This is a genomic window from Desulfobacter vibrioformis DSM 8776 (genome assembly GCF_000745975.1).
Taxonomy (GTDB): Bacteria; Desulfobacterota; Desulfobacteria; order Desulfobacterales; family Desulfobacteraceae; genus Desulfobacter; species Desulfobacter vibrioformis.
Genome location: NZ_JQKJ01000027.1, coordinates 1 through 19,406 on the forward strand (window position 1 = coordinate 1; position 19,406 = coordinate 19,406).

16 protein-coding genes are annotated in these 19,406 nt (G+C 49.2%); 10 read left to right on the forward strand and 6 right to left on the reverse strand.

All coding sequences use genetic code 11. The features are described from left to right. Positions 1 to 252: 252 nt before the first annotated feature. The 3 genes from Q366_RS15255 to Q366_RS15270 all read right to left on the reverse strand — a co-directional run bounded on the left by Q366_RS15255 (position 253) and on the right by Q366_RS15270 (position 3,960). Positions 253 to 2,316 (reverse strand): hypothetical protein, encoded by a 2,064-nt coding sequence (locus Q366_RS15255; protein WP_035240584.1) that lies wholly within the window; start codon positions 2,314 to 2,316, stop codon positions 253 to 255. Between the two features lie 318 nt (positions 2,317 to 2,634). Next, on the reverse strand, positions 2,635 to 3,261 hold the full coding sequence (locus tag Q366_RS15265) for a hypothetical protein (RefSeq protein ID WP_035240586.1): 627 nt from the start codon (positions 3,259 to 3,261) through the stop codon (positions 2,635 to 2,637). Between the two features lie 72 nt (positions 3,262 to 3,333). Continuing rightward, positions 3,334 to 3,960: a hypothetical protein gene (locus tag Q366_RS15270; protein WP_035240587.1), complete on the reverse strand. Its 627-nt coding sequence runs from the start codon at positions 3,958 to 3,960 to the stop codon at positions 3,334 to 3,336. 372 nt (positions 3,961 to 4,332) lie between these two features. Here Q366_RS15270 and Q366_RS15275 point away from each other — a divergent pair, with 372 nt between their 5' ends. The 10 genes from Q366_RS15275 to Q366_RS15320 all read left to right on the forward strand — a co-directional run bounded on the left by Q366_RS15275 (position 4,333) and on the right by Q366_RS15320 (position 15,123). Then, entirely contained in the window at positions 4,333 to 4,656 is a 324-nt protein-coding gene (locus Q366_RS15275) for a hypothetical protein (protein WP_156968190.1), read from the forward strand. Between the two features lie 310 nt (positions 4,657 to 4,966). Beyond that, positions 4,967 to 5,941, forward strand: coding sequence for an AAA family ATPase (locus tag Q366_RS15280; RefSeq protein WP_035240635.1), 975 nt, complete (start codon positions 4,967 to 4,969; stop codon positions 5,939 to 5,941). Positions 5,942 to 5,980: 39 nt separating this feature from the next. Then, a complete protein-coding gene (locus tag Q366_RS15285) occupies positions 5,981 to 6,856 on the forward strand; it encodes a DUF58 domain-containing protein (RefSeq protein ID WP_035240589.1) in 876 nt (291 codons plus the stop codon). Further along, positions 6,856 to 7,419, forward strand: coding sequence for a hypothetical protein (locus Q366_RS15290; RefSeq protein ID WP_035240590.1), 564 nt, complete (start codon positions 6,856 to 6,858; stop codon positions 7,417 to 7,419). Before Q366_RS15285 ends, Q366_RS15290 begins: the two co-directional genes overlap by 1 nt. Continuing rightward, the gene (locus Q366_RS15295; RefSeq protein ID WP_035240591.1) at positions 7,419 to 8,450 is read left to right on the forward strand and encodes a VWA domain-containing protein; all 1,032 of its coding nucleotides are present in this window, start codon (positions 7,419 to 7,421) and stop codon (positions 8,448 to 8,450) included. The genes Q366_RS15290 and Q366_RS15295 overlap by 1 nt, the downstream gene beginning before the upstream one ends. Positions 8,451 to 8,470: 20 nt before the next feature. Continuing rightward, positions 8,471 to 10,366 carry a VWA domain-containing protein gene (locus Q366_RS15300; protein ID WP_035240592.1) on the forward strand — a complete coding sequence of 632 codons (1,896 nt, stop codon included), beginning with the start codon at positions 8,471 to 8,473 and terminating at the stop codon, positions 10,364 to 10,366. Continuing rightward, positions 10,350 to 12,938, forward strand: a complete 2,589-nt coding sequence (locus Q366_RS15305; RefSeq protein ID WP_035240593.1) for a BatD family protein — start codon at positions 10,350 to 10,352, stop codon at positions 12,936 to 12,938. The genes Q366_RS15300 and Q366_RS15305 overlap by 17 nt, the downstream gene beginning before the upstream one ends. Positions 12,939 to 13,140: 202 nt before the next feature. Continuing rightward, the gene (locus Q366_RS15310; protein WP_035240594.1) at positions 13,141 to 14,166 is read left to right on the forward strand and encodes an NAD(P)H-dependent glycerol-3-phosphate dehydrogenase; all 1,026 of its coding nucleotides are present in this window, start codon (positions 13,141 to 13,143) and stop codon (positions 14,164 to 14,166) included. Between the two features lie 176 nt (positions 14,167 to 14,342). Then, positions 14,343 to 14,786, forward strand: coding sequence for a flavodoxin (locus Q366_RS15315; protein WP_035240595.1), 444 nt, complete (start codon positions 14,343 to 14,345; stop codon positions 14,784 to 14,786). After that, positions 14,776 to 15,123, forward strand: a complete 348-nt coding sequence (locus tag Q366_RS15320; RefSeq protein ID WP_035240596.1) for a tetratricopeptide repeat protein — start codon at positions 14,776 to 14,778, stop codon at positions 15,121 to 15,123. The genes Q366_RS15315 and Q366_RS15320 overlap by 11 nt, the downstream gene beginning before the upstream one ends. 116 nt (positions 15,124 to 15,239) lie before the next feature. On the opposite strand, the gene Q366_RS15325 is transcribed toward Q366_RS15320, so the two are convergent. The 3 genes from Q366_RS15325 to Q366_RS15335 all read right to left on the reverse strand — a co-directional run bounded on the left by Q366_RS15325 (position 15,240) and on the right by Q366_RS15335 (position 19,101). Further along, positions 15,240 to 16,154 (reverse strand): acyltransferase, encoded by a 915-nt coding sequence (locus tag Q366_RS15325; RefSeq protein ID WP_035240597.1) that lies wholly within the window; start codon positions 16,152 to 16,154, stop codon positions 15,240 to 15,242. A 116-nt stretch (positions 16,155 to 16,270) separates the two neighbouring features. After that, positions 16,271 to 16,999 (reverse strand): LytR/AlgR family response regulator transcription factor, encoded by a 729-nt coding sequence (locus tag Q366_RS15330; protein ID WP_035240598.1) that lies wholly within the window; start codon positions 16,997 to 16,999, stop codon positions 16,271 to 16,273. Then, on the reverse strand, positions 16,996 to 19,101 hold the full coding sequence (locus tag Q366_RS15335) for a histidine kinase (RefSeq protein WP_035240599.1): 2,106 nt from the start codon (positions 19,099 to 19,101) through the stop codon (positions 16,996 to 16,998). Before Q366_RS15335 ends, Q366_RS15330 begins: the two co-directional genes overlap by 4 nt. Between the last annotated feature and the right edge of the window lie 305 nt (positions 19,102 to 19,406).

Consider the following 19,406-nt stretch of genomic DNA (forward strand, 5'->3'; position numbering starts at 1 on the left):
GGTCCTCCTTGTATCTCATAATAGGCTGCCTCATACAAAATGCGGTTAATCTCGCGCTTACTTTTCTGTAACGCCTGAGTCACTGCCAGTGTGGGGCATTTACAGCCTAATTGAAACTGCCAAAGCAAATAGTCTTTAACCATACTGGTATCTTTGTTCCCTCTGGAAAAACTCCTCGATACTTATAATCAAGGATGATTACAAAACCTTGTTGCCTCACTATCTCGATATGCCCAGTCTTGCAGGTCCTCTTTATATCGCATAACGAACCGTACTTGCCAAGGTGTGGTTTATTAAGCGCTTACTGAGATACTTTAATCCGCGAATTTCTCCCATTGCTGCTATGGCTGCACGGGATCCTCCTCCGGAAAGACAAACCCCCACATTTCCCGGTGTACTGTTTTCAGAGAAATCGACGAAATCATTAACTTGCAGCCCCCCGGGTTCCGAAGTGCTAATGTACTTAACAGACCAAGGTTCTGATATCGTTGCAGAGGAAAATATGATTGAACTTTCTTCATAACTGTTCCAGGCGCAATACAGCTTATCCTGAAAAGAAGTCATGGACGGAGCCCCCCTAAAGGCCATTGTAGTATTATTTTGAGTGGAAGCGGTTTCTTTTAAAAGCGGGATGCAACACGCTGTTTCCCATTCCAATCCGTTCAGCGAGCATAAAATATTGAGGTATGGTTTTTCGTTTATCTCTACTTTATAACTGCAATACATGCGGTTATTTGTGCAAATCAGCACAGGAGGTTCAGAACGTAAACATGAGTTGTTCTGATCGAAAACCTGCGATCCTGTGATCTGTTGCACAGTGCTTACATGGTTCGGCAGTGAAAAATAGGAAGCGTTGATGCTGGTGTTCTCCTGATTCCAAATGAGATACAATAAATTTCCAAATACTGCTGCTGATGGTTGAAGACTTGTTTTTACAGATTTGATGTCCAACAAATCATAGTATTTCCATTCGGTATCTTCCCTGCGTGAAGCAAAACTGATCCGGGAGTCGCTGTTGGTCCAAATGCAAAAGAGTTTGCTTTCATACACAACCAGCACCGGTGACTGATTTCTGATTATCTTTTTTTGTGTTTTAATATTTTGCGGACTGCTCCAGGTTTTTTTTGAGAATGTACTAAAGGAGATTCCATTTGTGTCGTTCCAGGCACAACATAGTTCTCCGTTATATACTGCTAATGATGGAACACCGGTTATGTTAACAGAATTGAGGGCATCAGCTTTTTCCCACGTCAGGCCATCAGACGAATAGATTAACTGAATGGACGAAAGTTTTCCCCCTTTTTCAGCCCAGGCACAGTATAGCAGCTCGTCGAAACTTACCATGCACGGTCCGACACTTTTGTCTTGGAATTCAGATGTCGGGTAGGAAATGGTTTCAGGAAAATGTAATTTATCAGAAAATGTAAAAGAGAGATTGGTTGTTTTTGATTTGGTATCCACCCAGGTACAAATCAGTCGTTTTTTCAATCCCGCAAGTGCCAGGCCTGATATTTCATGGCTCAGGTTCAATTTGGGTTGGGTTTGCCAGGTTTCGCCGCTGTGTAAAATTACAATTCCGACTTGGTTAATGCTTAGGTTGCTGCGGGCTCTTGCACAATACAATTTCTGATTAATATTTTGCAAAACAGGCGGATATGCACGTCCATCAGTTTCCAGTCCTTCCAGTTTTGACTGGTTAGACCAAATTTTTCCATCAAATAAAGAATAAAACACACTTTCATTATGATAGCCATTCCAGGCGCAATATACGTCATTATTGAAACAGGCAATTGAAGGCGCCAGTTTTGTACCAATACCCGTCAAAACGGCTTCTTCTTTTTCAATCCACTTTTTACCGTCATTTGTCCACAGCAAATGGATGTGCTGTTCTTTTCCCGGCTCCAGGCATGCGCAATACAGACTGTTCTTGTCCGCTGCAAGGGAAGGAGATTGATCATTATTCCAATTTTCGGTATTTGGTATCTTTTGAGAAAGGCCCCAGGTCTCGCCGTCATAGACCGCATACCCAATTCCTTGTTCCGGACCAGCATTCCATGCACAATACAGCTTGTCATCGAAAACGGCTAAACCGGGAGAGCAGTCGGTATGAATATTTTCTAAATTTGCATAGGCATCAACCCATGCTTCTCCGTCAAGAGTCCAGGCAAGGATCAATGAGTGTGAGTCAAGGATTACAGTGTACAAACGATCATTAAACACAGCTAAAGGTTGTGGTTGATCAGGTTGAACGGCAGAAATCACACCAGGGATTTCCATTTGGCGAGATGCAAGCCAATCATTATCAGAATTTCTCATTTTCTTTTACCTTTATACGGAGTTAACAGAATTTGTTTTTTAAGGAATGGGTTTTAAATAACTTGCCCATTTCAAAACAAGCGACCATTGTAGGTTCTACGTTTGAAGATTCTAATTGGGCATCTTATTTCGTGCTCATTCCTAAACGTAAGAAACCGACTAATGCAAAATTAACTTCCTCAGATTCAAAAAAAGCGAATGCCAAAATCATAATAAGGCGAATGAAACGACAGATTGGATTTGATACGACCATGCCGGACAAAATAGTTCCCCATACCTGATTACAGGTATGGGGAACTACCCGTTGACACGTTATGATTAAGCGGTATGTACTTCAACTATGGTATCACCCACAGTTGTAAGGCAAAGGTTGATGATTGTAAGTGTGGCACCATACCAGTTATAAGTTACATCCCAGGTATTGCCACTTACATTTGAAAAATTAGGGACATCCTGATAGACGGGAGGAAGGTTGTCAGAAGGCGTATTCAATGCAATGAAATTGGGTTGACTTCCACCCTGAATGACTGCGACCAGCAATGAATTTGAAGTCCGGTTCGTCAGGCTCAGGGTCATGGGTGATGTTTTGGTTTTGATGCTGCACAATTGATACTGGCCCAGTTTCGCACTGGAAACAGGGTCCGTGACAACCTCGGGCATGCCAAAATATCCCACAAAGATATTTCCTTCGCTGGCCTGGCTGAGATTTTTAATTGTAACGGCATTGTTGTCCCACTTCTTGGAAATCGGATAAGGGATCGGTGTTCCGGAAGGAATCGGTTTTGAAAAGAACGTGGAACCATATTGCACCTGGTAATTGGCTGCAATATTGGTAGGCTGAACGGTAAAAATACTTGTAGACGCCACAGGAACAGGGTTATCTGAGCTTACGCTTCCATTGGGGCCGACCTCAATTGGGGGCCTGTTAAAGTATACACTAGCCATTTTCAATCTCCTAGGTTCGGTTAATTTAGACGGTTGGATTTTCCGGGTGAAATAATATCCGACGCAGTATCACTAAGCCGTGGTGACTTCGATGACAGTGTCTCCCACCGTGGTAAGGCACAGATTGATAACCGTCAGTGTGGCGCCGTACCAGTTGTGGTCAACACTCCAGTTATTGCCGGGCACACTTACAAAATTCGGCACATCCTGGTAAACCGGCGGAAGCGTATCGGAAGGCGTATTCAGCGCAATAAAATTCGGCTGGCTTCCGCCTTGAATCACCGCGACCAGCACGGAGTTGGAAGTCCGGTTGGTCAGGCTCAGGGTCATGGGGGCTGTGGTGGTCTTAATACTGCACAATTGATACTGGTCAAGGTTTGCACTTGTAACCGGGCGGTCCACATATTCCGGCATGCCAAAGTACCCGGCAAAGATCTCGCCTTCACTTTTCTGGCTCAGATTTTTGATGGTAACGGCATTGCTGTTCCATTCCTTGGACATGGGATAAGGGATCGGTGTTCCGGAGGGAATACTTTTTGAGAAGAAATTGGATCCGTATTGGACCTGGTATTCTGCGGCAATATTCGTGGGTTGAACCGTAAGAATGCTTGTGGATGCAACAGGAACTGGATCCGTTGAAGTGACGCTTTCATTGGGGCCAACATTCATCGGGTATCTGTTAAAGTATAGATTCGCCATTTTTGTTCTCCTTTATTACAGTCATTTTATTTCGTTGCGTTTAGTATATTGTGCATGCGTGTGATTTATCGCGGATAACCATTTAACGTTTACTAAGGCGCTCTGATCATATGACCTCCTCGTGTAAAGGGTGGTAAAACAGGGACAAAAAATCGGAGTGCCCCATCCTCGTGACACAGGGAATCTGTGGAGGGATAGTTTTATCAGCCTCAGAAAGACATGCCGGAAATTTTTTCAACAAAAAGAAAAAAGACAAAGAATGATGATGAAGACTTAATAAATGAATTGTACAAGCAGATCTGTCAGTTCAAAGTCCTGGAGACCCAGCAATACGTTTGAAAATACGTTTTGCATCGATGCCCTGAACAGGCTTTGGATATTGCTACACCCGAAATCTTTAACACAGATCAGGGTAGTCAGTATAAGGAATTTGAACTGTGGGATTGGGTAAAAATCAGACAGGTTGGTTGGAACAGTCAGGAAACTGCATATGCCGATATCTTGTCGGAGGGATGGGTAATCTTGAAATTATCAGATTACGGTCTCCATACAAGCTCAAATTTGGCCGGAAACTTATTTAAACAAATTTTAATGTGGTTAGGTTCAGGGCCTGCATGGGCACAGCAGCATTGGCACCACTATGGAATTTTCCCATTTTGCCTGATCAAGAACGGTAAAGAAATTTTAGAACAATAAAGGAATGTCAGAGCCTGCTTGGCTTGGAAATATAGCTCCGCACGGTCCTTTACAAAGAGAAGTGTTCTGAAGTTCATATAAAATTTTTTGGGAAAAATCAATATGTAATTTTCCTCTTAAAATGCCTCCTTTGTCCTGAAATATGTCACAACATTGGGGGTAGAAGAGAATGAACATAACTTTTTTGTCATTTGACACCACATTTGCGCGCACTATATTAGGACGAAAAATATTGTTCGTTCAGGGCCGGGCCTTTTCTGCGGCCCCCGAAATAATGGTCAAAAGCAGCAGTACAAAGGATTGGTACGTTATGGAAGAAATCACAAAGCAGATCGAGAAAGCCCATCTTCTGGTGAACCGTATCCGCAGTGAGGTGGGCAAAGCCCTGGTGGGCCAGGAAAAACTGGTGGACAGCCTGTTGACAGGGCTTCTCACCGGAGGGCATGTACTCATTGAAGGGGTGCCGGGCCTTGCAAAAACCTCGGCGGTCAAGGCGTTGGCCGCCGCTGTCCAGGCAGATTTCAAACGCATTCAGTTTACCCCGGATCTTTTGCCTGCGGATCTGACCGGCACCGAGATATACCGGCCCAAAACCACGGATTTTATCACCCGCAAGGGCCCGTTGTTCAACAATATTATCCTGGCCGACGAAATCAACCGGGCCCCTTCCAAGGTTCAGTCTGCACTTTTGGAGGCCATGGAGGAAAAACAGGTGACCATCGGCGACACCACCTATGCCCTGCCTTCCCCCTTTCTGGTGCTGGCCACCCAGAACCCCATTGAGCAGGAGGGGACCTATCCGTTGCCCGAGGCCCAGGTGGACCGCTTCATGCTCAAGGTGCTGGTGGAATACCCTACCCGGGCCCAGGAGCTTGAAATTCTTAAAAAGACAAGCTTTTCCGCCGTGGAAGAGATCTTGCCCGTTGTCTCTTGTGAGGAGCTTGCCGGATTAAAATGCCTGGTAGATCAGGTGTATGTGGATGAAAAACTCAAAGAATATATCGTTAACCTGATCTTTGCCACACGAAACCCGGAATCCAGCAACATGCAGACAGGCCATTACATCGAGTTCGGGGCCTCGCCCAGGGCAACCATTTTCCTGGCCAAGGCCGCAAGGGTTACTGCCTTTCTTGCCGGTCGGGCCTATGTTACGCCCCAGGACATAAAACTTGCCGGACCGGATGTGCTGCGCCACAGAATCCTGCTCTCCTTTGAGGCCGATGCCGAAGAGATCTCAACCGGGCAGGTGGTGGCGGACCTGTTCGACTCCGTGGAAGTACCATAAAAAATGGTTACAGAATAAATTGTTACAGGTGATCATGGAATGATTCCTGCCCATATTATAAAAAAGATCAAGCAGATTCATATAAAGTCCCGCAAAACCGTCAACACCCTGATGGCAGGACAGTACCGGTCTGTGTTCAAAGGCTCGGGCATTGAATTTGAAGAGGTGCGCGAGTACGCCCCGGGCGATGATGTCAAGTCCATTGACTGGAATGTTTCGGCGCGTACGGGCAAGGTGTTTGTCAAGTTGTTCAGGGAGGAGCGCGAATCCATTGTCATGCTGCTCATCGACATGAGCGCATCTTTGGATTTCGGCACCCACTGGGGCAGCAAACTTGAAAAGGTGGCGGAACTGGCATCGGTTCTGGCATTTAACGCCATTAAAAACAATGATAAGGTGGGGGTGGTTTTTTTCACGGACCAGGTGGAAAAATATATCCCGCCCAAAAAGGGTTCTGCCCATATCTGGCGGGTGATCAAGGAGATTTTTACCTTTGAGCCCAGGGGCGTGGGCACGGATATCGCCTGTGCCCTGGATTTCATGGCAAAAATCAGCAAAAAACGCTGTTTTGCTTTTGTGATTTCCGATTATCTCAGTCCTTCCTACGAAAAAAGCCTGGGCCTTTTAAACCGGCGGCATGAGGTGGTGGGCGTGCGTGTGTTTGATGAAGGCGCCTTTCATCTGCCCTTTGCCGGTATTGTGCGGGTAAAGGATTTTGAAACCGGGGAAGAGACGCTGATGGATGCAGGCAGTAAAAGGATGCGGCAATGGTATACGGATCAACGGCTCAAAATTCATACCCTGACAGAGTCGGTGTTTACCAAAGCCCGGGTGGATCTTGTGGATATCACCACCACTGACAGTGTATCCGACGTGTTGACCCGGTATTTCATGCTTCGGGAGAGCAGGCGCTGATGCTTGACGATATTCATGACATACGGCCTCCGGTGATGACAGGCCTGGACCCGGGACTGGTCCGGGGGCTTCTCTGGTTTGCCGGGGCAATGGTGCTTTGTGCGCTGATTGTCCTGGTTGTCCGGTACTGGCTTAAAAAAAGAAAGCATAAGAGACAAGAGGCCCTGGCCCTTCCCCTGCTTTCTCCATATGAAACCGCAGTCCGGGATCTGGAACAGTGCATGGCTGGCTTTGGCACGGATGCCAAAATTTTTTATTTTGAACTGGGCCGTATTGTGAAAGCCTATGTGTCTGGCACGTTTCAAATCAATTGTTCCGAAATGACCTCCCAGGAGATGGCCAGGGCCGTAAAAAAACTTCGTTTTTTGGATCCAGGGCTTAAAACAGAATTGATCCGGTTCCAGGACCAGTGCGATCCCATCCGCTACATGCCCCTGGCTGCCCAGGCCTCCCTGGATGCCGGGCGGATGCAGCAGGATTTGGCCCTTGCCGGCAGCCTTGTGGCCCGGATTGAACAGGCTGTGGCAGATGCGGCAACCAGAAGCGACGCGGAGGATGCCTGATGTTTCGATTTGCCTCTCCCTGGTTTTTGCTGCTGCTTATCCTGCCCTGGATCTGGCTGCTGGTTCACACGGCCAGACATACAAAACGGTTTTCATTTAAATGGATGTCCAACGCTTCGGGCCACAGTCTCCGGGTGTCAAGCCTGACCGGTACTTCCCGGGTGCCTTTCAGTTTCGCTGTTCTGGGGGCCCGTCTCATGCCCCTGGTGAAGGTGGTGGGCTTAAGCCTGATGATTATTGCCCTTGCCCGGCCCCAGGCCGGAGAGCGCAAGATCAATGTGGAGACCCAAGGGGTGAATATTGTGCTGGCCCTGGATCTGTCCGGATCCATGAAAGCCCTTGATTTCAAACGCGACAACAAGATTGTCACCCGCCTTGACGCGGTCAAGGGGGTGGTTTCCGACTTTATCATGAAACGGGAAGGGGACCGCATCGGCCTTGTGGTGTTCGGCACCCATGCCTTTACCCAGGTGCCGCTGACCCGGGACTACAACACCATTGCATTCATGCTGGACCATTTGAAGATCGGTGCGGCCGGACCCAGCACCGCCATTGGCGATGCCCTGGGCATTTCGCTCAAACGCCTGGAAGATATTCCGGCCAAATCAAACATTATTATCCTGCTCACCGACGGTAAGAGTAATGCCGGGGAGCTCTCCTGGCAGGAGGCCGCCAGGATCGCGGCCCAGAGAAAGATAAAAATCCACACCATTGGCGTGGGCTCCAGGGGCAAGGCGCCTTTCCTTGTGGAGGGGCTTTTTGGTCAGCAGTATGTGTACCGCCAGGTGGACATGGACTGGGATGCCCTTGATTCCATTGCCAAACAGACCGGGGGCACCTTTTTTAAGGCCAAGGACACGGACAGCCTTGCATCCATTTATAAAATGATTGATTCAATGGAAAAGACAACGGTGAAGATGGACAAATGGGTGGATTACAGGGAGCTTTATGCCCTGTTCCTGGTCCCGGGACTGCTGCTTTACCTTGGGTGTCTGGTTCTTGGCAGCACAAGACTGCTGGAACTGCCTTGAGGAGTTGAAAAGATATACATATGAAATTTGACCATCCGCATATTCTGTTTTTTCTGTGGGGGCTTGTGCCCCTGGCAGGATTGCTGGTGTATGGAATTTTCCGGCATAAAAAAATTCTTGCCCGGTATGCTGGGGTTTCCATGCTTGACCATATCCTGCCCGGATTCTCCCATGGCCCCAAATGGGCAAAAGCGGTTTTGGCCGTACTTGCCACAGGATTTGCCATTGTGGCCCTGGCAGGCCCCCTGGCCGGGTACCGCTGGGAAAAAACCACCCAGAAAGGGGTGGACATCATGATTGCTTTGGACTGCTCCCGCAGCATGCTGGCCCAGGATGTATCCCCCACACGGCTGACCCGGGCTAAACGGGAGATCATTGATCTGACCCGGCTGATGCATTCGGACCGGGCAGGACTTGTGGCCTTTTCCGGGGCTGCGGTGCTGCAATGCCCGTTAACCCTGGATTATAATGCATTCGGAATTTTCCTTGATGCCCTGGACCCTGATTATCTGCCGGTGGGGGGCACGGATTTGACCGCAGCCCTCGGGACCTGTTACAACGGATTCGATCCTTCATCCACTGCAGGAAAAGCCATCATTCTCATCACCGACGGTGAAGATACAGCCGGTGATGACGCCGCCCTGACCCAGGTGGTGGAAAAATTTTCCAAGGAGAAAATCCGCATTTTCGCCATTGGGGTAGGGGACCCGGCCGGTGCCCCGATTCCGGCCAAGGGCGGGGGATTTAAAAAAGATGCCGCAGGCAATATCATTTTGTCAAAAGTGAACGAAACCATGCTTAAAAAAATTACTGCCATGACCCAGGGCCGGTATGTACGGTCCGTGGCCGGGGACATGGACCTTGAACAGATCTATTCCGGAGATATCCTGGGCACCATGGAGCGAAAGGCGCTGACCCAGGGCCGCAAAAAGGTCTGGGAGAAACGGTTCCAGTGGGCCTTGCTTCCCTGTGTACTGCTGTTGCTTGCTGAAGCTTGCTTTCCCCGGGGGCCCCGCCGGAAATCAGGCGTAAAAAACGGACGGTCACTGATTTGCCTGGCCATTGCCATGGGTCTTATGACACCGGGTTTTGCCAGGGCCGGATTATGGACCTCCCCGGTAAAGCAGGGCATGCAGGCCTGGGACAACAAGCAGTTCCAGCAGGCAAAAAAGCATTTTATTGAGGCCCAGCTTGAAAACCCGGAAGACCCTCGTCTTTATTATAATATCGGTGCGGCTGCCTATGCAGCCGGCGAATATGACCTGGCTGAATCCAACTTTTCCCAGGCAATGAATGCAACGGACAGGGAACTTAAACACAATGCCCTGTATAACCTTGCCAACACCCGTTACCGTCAAAATCATCTGGACAAGGCCATTGAGGATTACCAGACCCTGCTCAAGGAATTTCCCGATGATGCCCAGGCCAAAGAAAACCTTGAATTTGTAAAGAAAAAACTTGAGGCGCAAAAACAGCAGCAGCAAAATCAGCAGGATAACGACCGGAAAGATCAGGATAACCCGGATAAAGACAAGCAAAACAAGGATCAAGACCAGAACCAGCAGGGCAGCAAGGATCAAAAAAATCAGTCCCCCAAACAGGATCAGGATCATAACCAAAACCAGAAAAATCCGGACCAGAAAAATCAGGAAGATATAAATCGGCAGACTAACCCTGGAAAAAATAACCAGCCGCCCAATCAGCTCCCGGAGAACCAGGATCAGAAAAATCAGGATCTGTCAGCAAAGGAATCCCAGGTCCAGGCAGGAAAAACCGGGCAAGGGCAGAAGGGACAGGATCACATGCAGCAGGTGCAGTCCAAAATGCTTGAAAACCGTCTCAACCGCCTGGAAGATAAACCCGGCATGGCCTTGATGCCCCAAACCGGAGTACAAAACAATGATAAAGACTGGTAATCTCACTAGGATGATCCGAACCTATTATATGGCAGGCTGGGCAATTGCCGTGCTGCTTTTCTGCCTGCCCGGCACTGCCCTTGCCTTTACCGCCACGGCCCAGGTGGACCAGACCCGTATTACGCCCCGGGATGTTGTGTCATTGCAGGTGATTGTGGACAGCGGTGAGGCCCAGGTGGATACATCCTGCATAACCGGGTTCCAGGTGACTCCGGCCGGCACCCAGTCCAGCAGAAGCTATATCAACGGCACATGGAGCCATCAGGTCATATACCGGTACATGCTGGTCCCTTTAAAAACCGGTGTGCTGACCATTCCGCCCATCACCTGTGTCCGGGACGGCGAATCCGTATTGACCCGGGAGATTAAAATCCTGGTGTCGGAACCTTCAGTGCAGACCGATGATGACAAGGGCGATTTTTTTGCCCAAGCCTCCCTGGGCAGCGACGGGATCGTGCCGGGGCAGCAGACTGTGTATACCCTGAAACTGTGTGTGGCAAAACAGATCAAGGGCGCTTCCTTTGATCCTCCCCGGTTCGAAGGCCTTACCGCCAAGCAGCTGACGGACTGGTCCAAGTACTCCCGGACCATCAATGGCCGGACCTTTATGGTGAATGAGGCAAAATATCTGGTCCAGGCGGATGCACCCGGGCAGTTTACCATTCCTCCTGCTGTTTTTGTGGCCCAGGTGCCCATGCAGCGGGCCGGACAACGTGATCCGTTTAATTCCCTGTTCAATGATTCGTTTTTCCGTGATCCCTTTTTTGATACCACACCGGCAAAGCCTGTGCGTGTGGTATCCAATTCCGTGGACCTGACGGTTTCCCCGCTGCCGGAATATAAAGGCGATCAGCCCTTTTCAGGCCTTGTGGGAAAATTTTCCATGTCAAGTGCTTTGGACAAAACCACGGTTAAAACAGGCGAATCCGCCACATTGACCGTTATTATTGAAGGTACGGGCAATATTATGGATGCGGCGTTGCCTGCCCTGAACCTGGATAGGGGCAGGTTCAAGGTGTATGAAGACACCCCGGCCCAGAATGTACAGGTCACTGAACAGGGTTTTGAGGGACATAAAGTGTTCAAGCAGGCCCTGGTCGCCTCTGTGCCGGGAAAGGCGGTTATTCCGGGGCTTTGTCTGGTATTCTTTGATACGGATTCAAAGACGTATAAAACCATCACCACAACCCCTTTAACCCTTGATGTCCAGCCGGGTGGCCCTGTGACTGTGGTGGACGGTGCACCTGCCGCAAATACGGGTCCAGGAACGCCAATGGCACCCAAGAACAAAAAATTCGAGGTTAAGCTGCAGAACAGAGATATTCTGGATATTAAAGAAGATATTGCAAGCATCCATTCACGGCCCTCTCTTTCCCTGTTCTGGTTTGCGTTTCTGGTCTGCCTGCCGGCTTTAGGATTTGGGGTGGCAAGCGCGGCCATACGCCTGGGCGCCAGGGAAAAGCCCCTGGAGGCGCAATACCTTGAAAAAGCATGGAATTATCTAAAAAAAGCCCGGAAAATATCTTCTGATGATCCCGGTTTTCTGCCGGTTCTGTCTTCCGCGCTTACCTATGCTGTCCTGGCCCGGGGTGGCAAAGGAGGGGAAAGCCTGACCCGGGATGAGGTCCGGCAGATTCTGTCCCACAGCGGCCGGAACCCGGAAACCGTAAACAAGGTCACCCAACTGATGGATACCATGGACGCGGCCCGTTTCGGGGGGAGACCCATGGATGCGGACACCGCCCGAACCTGCCTGGACCAGGTGGCAGCCCTGATCCGTACGCTTATGGTTGTGGCCTGTGTGGGTCTATCCCTTTTCATGTCCCGGGGCACGGGCATGGCTGCCCAGGAGCATGCCGGCGCCAACGCCCCAAAACAGGTGCTCGCCGTAAAAGACAAAGCCGGTGTGTTTGTGGATGCGGTGCGTGCATATAAGGCCGGGGATTATGCTGCTGCTGCCGCACAGTTTGAGTCCATTGCTGAAACCCGCGTGAATAATCCGGATCTTTTCTATAATACCGGTAATGCATATTTGAAAAGCAAGGATTTAGGCCGGGCCATCCTCTGGTATGAGCGGGCAAGAAAGCTTGCACCGTCAGACCCGGATTTGAAATTTAATCTGGATTATGCCCAAAGCCTTTTAAAAGATAAAAAAGAACCTGGGTTTTCCTTTTCCAGCATCCTCTATTTCTGGCAGGGCCTGGTTTCTTTGAAATGGCTGCAGTATGCCGCCATTTTACTCTCTTTTGCGTTTTTTATCTGGGCAACGGTTCAAAAGGCAAAGGGCCGGCAGATTTTTTCAGGGACCGGCATTTTTATTTTTTTGCTTTTTGCCGGCACAACCCTGGCTGCGGGCCTTGAATACAACCGGATTAACTCGGATGTAACGGCTGTTATTCTTGCGGACCAGGCTGGTGTACGTTCCGGAACCATGGATAACGCCACCCTCTTGTTTGACCTGCATGCCGGTACCCGGGTTCGGGTGCTGGAGAAAAAAGATAGTTACATGAAAATCCGCTTTGCCAAAGATAAGGTGGGATGGGTGGCATGCAAAAATGCCGAAATAATATAGAAAGGATAAAATGACTCAAAAAGTAATGGTTCCCCTGGCCCAGGGGATTGAGGAGATGGACTTGCCATTTAAGGCACTGGAGTTGAATCACTTTGGCAATTAATATATAAGTAGCTAACCTGATTTTAATAAATCAATAATTTAACTAATCAATCATCCGCCCGGACAAAATTTTACCGGGGCGGACAGGGACATACTGTCTATGGATATCATGAATGCGAAAATCGGCGTTGTCGGGGCAGGAGCCTGGGGAACAGCACTTGCTAAAATGCTTGCGGATAAAGGGTTTACCCTGGATCATTGGGCCTTTGAACCCGAGGTAAAAGAAGAAATTACCCTTTACCGGGAAAACAGAAGTTTTTTGCCCGGGTTCAGTCTGCCCCCGGGGATTGTACCCACCAATGACATTGAAAAGGCAGTGTCAAAAAAAGATCTTGTACTCATGGTGGTCCCTTCCCATTGTATGCGCGCCGTGGCCACACAGATGAAGCCTTTTGTCTCCCCGGGCACCATTCTGGTCAGTGCTTCCAAGGGGATTGAAAATAAAACCCACATGACCATGACCGATATTTTGTCCCAGATTCTTGATTTTCTGCCCGACCACAATTTCGGAGTGATCTCAGGCCCTAGTTTTGCCAAGGAAGTGGCTGCCGGAATACCAACTGTGGTGGCTGCGGCTGCACTGAAAAAGGGGGTGGCCGAATATATTCAGAATCTGTTTTCCGGGCCCAATTTCAGGGTCTACGTTAACCATGATATTGTGGGCACACAGATCGGCGGGGCCATGAAAAATGTGATTGCCATTGCCGCAGGGGCCTGTGACGGAATGAATATGGGGTTTAATCCAAGGGCTGCCCTGATTACCCGGGGCCTGACGGAAATGAACCGTTTGGGTACCCGCCTTGGCGCAGATCCCTTAACCCTTTCCGGGCTGGCCGGTGTGGGCGACCTGTTGCTGACATGCACAGGGTTTCTCAGCAGAAATTACACGGTTGGCAAACAGATCGGGCAGGGCAAGTGCCTGGATGATATTATTTCGGAAATGCGCATGGTGGCCGAAGGTGTCAAGACCACCCGCTCCATTTATAACATGTCGAAAAAGCTCAATGTCGATCTGCCCATCTGTGCTGAAGTCTACTCAGTCCTGTTTGAGAACAGCCCTGTGGAAAGAACCGTAGATAGGCTGATGGGACGGTCCCTGAAACACGAGCTGGCAGGCGTGATCTGATTTATTTTCATAGCTGACCGGCTGTCCCGGTCAGCTTAATTTACAAGCGTTCCGGACAAGTCCGCATCACAAAAATATTCCCGTCTTCAAAAAAATACTTGACATGATTATTTTTCGCTACTATTGTTAGTCATGCCTAAAATTAAATGTTATAAATTATAAATTTGGGAGGGCTTATGAGTACCGCATTGATTATTTACGGATCAACCACCGGAAATACCGAGTCTGTTGCCGATACTATTTCAACAGATCTGTCCAAGGCTAATTACATAGTCAAAAAGATCAATGTGTCCGATGTTGATGTAGATATCCTTAATGAGGCGTTTGATTTGTACCTGCTTGGCAGTTCCACCTGGGGAGATGATGACATCGAATTCCAGGAGGATTTTGCACCTTTTTATGAGAATATGAATGGGGACTTAAATTTATCAGGAAAGAGATTTGCCGTGTTCGGGTGCGGCGATTCATCCTATGAATATTTCTGCGGCGCTGTGGATGCCATTGAAGAACGCCTAGAAAAGCTGGGCGCCACCCTTGTATGTGAGTCTCTCAAAATTGACGGGGAACCCGAAGAATCCGAAATAAATGAATGGACACAGGATGTGATCAATGCCGCATAACCCCAAAAAATGTGTAAGATCCCTGTTCAAGGACATTGGTTCTTTGAACCGCACGGCCATGGCAGCCGGGAATGCCGGAGAATTTGACACGGCCTTTAAAAAGATGAACCAGGCCCTGGCGTTAACCCGTATGGTGAATAAAGACTGCCTGGTCGCAAAGCTTTTAAACAACCTGGGAAATTTATACACCCTGTCCGGGGAATGGGACAACGCGTTGCTGGCCTATGAACGGTCCATGTCCATTGTGACCGAGCATTACGGTATCCACAATATACTTTATAAAACCCTTCAGAAAAATTTGGTCTACCTTTTAACACAGGATATCGCGGTCGCCTGACAGCGGCATCCCTCTCTCCTGCTGCCGGGGCCTTTCCCGGCAGTTTTTTCAAGCCTATTTTAAGGGGTATAATAATTGTTACTGGGGTGTTTTTACAGGCGATTGCCTTGATCTGGTCAGGCCGATGACCTGTCCGTCGATTCGAAAAGAAGTATTTCCTCCAGCTTTTTGTCCTTTTCCTGCCAGGTCTGATTAAGCCATTCACAGAATTGTTGCTTAAACCCATCATTATTAAAGTAATCGCCGATCATCTGTTCTCCCACAGGGAATACATCCACATCCACAATGATTTTTTTTGTCTTTCCTGAAATGTAATCCCAGAACGTTGGTATCCCGCCCGGATAGGCAATGGCGACATTGATAATATTGTTAAGGTATTCGCCCATGGATCCCAGCACAAAGGCGATACCGCCTGCCCTGGGAAAAAGGAGCCGGTAAAAGGGTGATTTCTGGCGTTCATGTTTTTCAGGGGTGAACCGGGTGCCTTCCACAAAATTCATCACCGACACCGGGGTATGCTTGAATTTTTCACATGCCTTACGGGTGCTTTCAAGATCCTTTCCCTTCAGGTGGGGGTTGGCGGCGAGAAATTTTTTTGAATACCGTTTCATGAACGGAAAGTCCAGTGCCCACCAGGCAAGCCCCAGAAAAGGTACCCAGATCAACTCTTTTTTCAAAAAAAACTTCAGCATGGGAATTTTGCGGTTAAAGATTTTCTGCAGCACCAGGATGTCCACCCAGGACTGATGGTTGGATATGACAAGATACCAGTCCTTTTTTTTCAGGCGGCTCAATCCTTTCACCTGCCAGTCTATCCTGTTGAACAGATCGCAATTCATGCCGTTGATACTGATCCACAGGGTTGCAAGCCAGATAAGGATTTTGTCCAGTAATACAATCACGCCTTTAAAGGGTAAAACAAATTTTAAAAGGGCGGTTAAAATCAAAGGGACAGTCAAACAAATCGTATTTATTAAATATCCAACAAATGAAAGCACCCCCTTAACCGGGGAGGGAAGAAAATCCAGCATGAATGATGGGTCCTTTTTATAAAATTTTTGTGTAACGTTGCGCTAAATATTTTTTTATGGTCATTCATAATGTTTTTCCCGGCGTCAGGTCAATCATTCTTTCAAAAACCAAAAGTCTAAAGGAGAAGCTTGCGAAGTTGAGGTGTGATACGGCGGCTGGCGATGCAGGGTTCAGCCAGGCCTGTCAGGTAAAGTTTAAGCCGTTGGCCGGATACGGACTCAAATGCATTAATATAATTAACATTAACGATCATCCCGCGGTGAATGCGCATAAACTGATCCTGTGGAAGTAACTTTTCCCACTGGCGAAGGCTTCGCCAAACCATGCCTGAAATGCCGTCTGTGGCGTGCAACACGGTAAAATCTCCGCTCGCTTTAATCAGGCACAATTTTTTCAAGGCAAGCCAACAACGCCGTTTTCCATTTTGAACAAAGATAACGTCCTCCAGACTAAGGTCTTGGGCCAACGTTAAACGCGGCTGCAGCTTTTGCTGCTTGCGGCGTCTGCGTATGCTTTGGGCCAAACGGTCCTTGGCCACGGGCTTGAGCAGATAGTCCAGCGCATTGACCTCAAACGCCCGGATGGCATATTGGTTGAATGCCGTGACAAATACCACGGCTGTTTTTGAGTCCAGCCTGGGCACCAGGTCAAAGCCGCTTTCACCATATAATTCTATATCCAGGAAGACCAGATCGGCCCGGGTATCATTGATCAACCGTTCCGCCTCATCCACTGACCCGGCCTCGCCGCAAATCCTGATATCTGAAAAATCCAGAAGCATGCGTCTTAAAGCCTGTCTGGCAATGGGTTCATCATCCACTATAACCACGCGCAGACCAGTCATTCGGTACGCGCCGTAGATAGGGGGAAAGCCAGCCGGACAACCACCCAACCATCGTCTTCCCCGATGGTCATCCTGGCGTCCGTGCCATAATGATGGTCCATGCAGCGCTGTACATATTCCAAACCCAGTTGGATACCCAGGCCGGCCTGGTCGGATTGGCCAGCCTGGAACCATCGGCCGGAGTTGGCTACGGTGAATAGGCATTTTTCGCCCTCAATGCGGACGCTGATCCGAATTTTCAAAGGCTTGGCCCCTGATTTGCGGCCGTATTTGATTGCGTTTTCCACAATGGGCTGACCTGTGAAAACCGGTATGTTGACCTGTCCGGCAGCCGCATCCGCCTCCACAACAGTTTCCAGATTTTTGCCAAAGCGGATTTTCTGTATCTTGAGATACTTTTCAATACGGCTAAGCTCCTGGGATACTGTGGACAAAGGTTCAAAACGATGGGCAAGGCAAGAATGGTAAAAACCTGCCAGGGCCTCGATCATTTCCACCCCCTCATCAGGTGCGGTCAGGACCATTTCCCGAATAGAGTTGAGGGTGTTGAATAAAAAATGGGGATTGACCTGATAACGCATTGATTCAAGCTCGCTTCGGAGCAAAAGCGCTTCAGCCTCCCGGGCGCGTCTTGCTTTTGCCTCTGTTTTTCTCAGCTCCGTCACGTCCTTCACGTTGCCGTGTATCATTTTAATTTCTCCTTGGTCATCCAGTTCTACGCGGGCGTGCAAGACTACTTGCAGGCGAATTTTGTCCATGCGGATCCACTCGCATTCAAAGCCGCTCACTTCGCCTTCCGAACGGAGCCGCTCCAGGAATTGACCGCGCATGGAACGGTCGGCATAAAAAATTGCCGGGTCTTTGCCGATAAGTTCGTCCTCATTGGCTGAACCAATAAGCTTCACAAGCCTGGGGTTGGCTGCCATGATGCACCCGTCGCTGCTGGTTTGAAATATACCTTCCGCGGCGTTTTCAAATATCCCGCGGTACTTGCGTTCTGCCTCCTCTAAGGCACGATAGTCCTTCTGAAGCCGGGCGGCCATTTCGTTGAGATCCCGGGCCAGGCAGCCCACCTCGTCTTGGGTGTCCAGTTGCAGGCGTCGTTCCAGGTGGCCGCGGCATATCCCTTCGGAAAACGCCCGGCAACGCTCTATTCCCCTGACAACCGGGGCGGTCAGCAGGAAGATTGCGGCAATCAACAGGACGATGATACCAACCACCACAATGCTGGTAATCTTCCCCAGCAACTTTACCGGAGCCAGTATGTCTTCCATGGGCTGTGAGATCAATATCGTCCACCGGGGGGTTCTGAGTTGATCAAAGGCGACAAGGTGTTCCCCTTTGGAATCACGGTAGCGGAAAATGTCTGCGTCCCGGTTTTTAAAGGCTGTCCTAAGTTCCCCGGGCGGCGGTGAATAGTGTTCCCAATGGGAAGGCGCACTGAGCTTAAGACCGTTGGGAGAGGCAGCGGGCATAGAGGGATCGAAAAAATAAAGCTTTCCTTTCGGCTCCAGGGTGTGAAGCTTTAAGACCTCATGGCCGAAGCGCCCCAGATCCACGGCAGACCGGAGGATAGCGAGCACCTTTCCCTGATAACGGACCGGGGCGGTCAAAGGAACAAGGGGCCGAGCATCGGCAACACCCGGCAGGGTACGGCCGATGCTTGATATCCCGGAAAAGCCTGCCACGGCTCCCGGCCGTATGCTGATGACTTCCCGGCAGTGGGCCACGTACGTTCGTTGGGGATCGTTGCTGGCAACGCATTCTCCGTTTTTAAGCATCAAATTGATGCTGGAATACGATTCCCGGCGCACCACGGTGGAGAAATATTCCCTAAATGCGGACAACAGCCTGGGATTTTTGCAATCCCGGGCAGTCTTGATAACCAGGGGCATGGCGGCCCAGTATTCAAATTTGCTCAACTCGGTGTCAAATCTTCGCTGGAAAAATTCCGCCATGATAGCGGCAGTATTCTTGAGCCGCTGTTTGGCCCTTTGTTCCAACTCTCTGGCGGCAAATAGGTACACCATCGTTGAGGAGGCCAGTGCTGCGGTGATGACGATGCCGGTGAGTATTATTGTCAGTTTGGTCCTCAGATTCATAGAATTCCTAACTCAATCGGTATCTCTTTGCATATTTTCTATAGTATTTATCAACTGTGATGACAAGGACGGACTTGAGAACCCCGACCCCAGCCCATGGCCAAGAGACACACGTCGTCTCTGCCCTGCCGTTCACCGAAATTTTCCCTCCTTTCATCGGATATCGTCATACATGAAGTTTACTTGCCGTGGGAATAGGGCTATTTGAGTTTAAAGGCAATTGAATCGTTCTGATTGAACAAACCCGGAGGAATACCCCACATTTTTTGAATTGACAGGAAAAATTTTACACTAACAAATCGCGG

Excerpts from the sequence above, each read along its gene's own strand:
- Q366_RS15255 (WP_035240584.1), bottom strand. The coding sequence starts at position 2,316 with ATGAGAAATTCTGATAATGATTGGCTTGCATCTCGCCAAATGGAAATC.
- Q366_RS15265 (WP_035240586.1), bottom strand. The coding sequence starts at position 3,261 with ATGGCTAGTGTATACTTTAACAGGCCCCCAATTGAGGTCGGCCCCAAT.
- Q366_RS15270 (WP_035240587.1), bottom strand. The coding sequence starts at position 3,960 with ATGGCGAATCTATACTTTAACAGATACCCGATGAATGTTGGCCCCAAT.
- Q366_RS15280 (WP_035240635.1), top strand. The coding sequence starts at position 4,967 with ATGGAAGAAATCACAAAGCAGATCGAGAAAGCCCATCTTCTGGTGAAC.
- Q366_RS15285 (WP_035240589.1), top strand. The coding sequence starts at position 5,981 with ATGATTCCTGCCCATATTATAAAAAAGATCAAGCAGATTCATATAAAG.
- Q366_RS15290 (WP_035240590.1), top strand. The coding sequence starts at position 6,856 with ATGCTTGACGATATTCATGACATACGGCCTCCGGTGATGACAGGCCTG.
- Q366_RS15295 (WP_035240591.1), top strand. The coding sequence starts at position 7,419 with ATGTTTCGATTTGCCTCTCCCTGGTTTTTGCTGCTGCTTATCCTGCCC.
- Q366_RS15300 (WP_035240592.1), top strand. The coding sequence starts at position 8,471 with ATGAAATTTGACCATCCGCATATTCTGTTTTTTCTGTGGGGGCTTGTG.
- Q366_RS15305 (WP_035240593.1), top strand. The coding sequence starts at position 10,350 with ATGATAAAGACTGGTAATCTCACTAGGATGATCCGAACCTATTATATG.
- Q366_RS15310 (WP_035240594.1), top strand. The coding sequence starts at position 13,141 with ATGGATATCATGAATGCGAAAATCGGCGTTGTCGGGGCAGGAGCCTGG.
- Q366_RS15315 (WP_035240595.1), top strand. The coding sequence starts at position 14,343 with ATGAGTACCGCATTGATTATTTACGGATCAACCACCGGAAATACCGAG.
- Q366_RS15320 (WP_035240596.1), top strand. The coding sequence starts at position 14,776 with ATGCCGCATAACCCCAAAAAATGTGTAAGATCCCTGTTCAAGGACATT.
- Q366_RS15325 (WP_035240597.1), bottom strand. The coding sequence starts at position 16,154 with ATGCTGGATTTTCTTCCCTCCCCGGTTAAGGGGGTGCTTTCATTTGTT.
- Q366_RS15330 (WP_035240598.1), bottom strand. The coding sequence starts at position 16,999 with ATGACTGGTCTGCGCGTGGTTATAGTGGATGATGAACCCATTGCCAGA.
- Q366_RS15335 (WP_035240599.1), bottom strand. The coding sequence starts at position 19,101 with ATGAATCTGAGGACCAAACTGACAATAATACTCACCGGCATCGTCATC.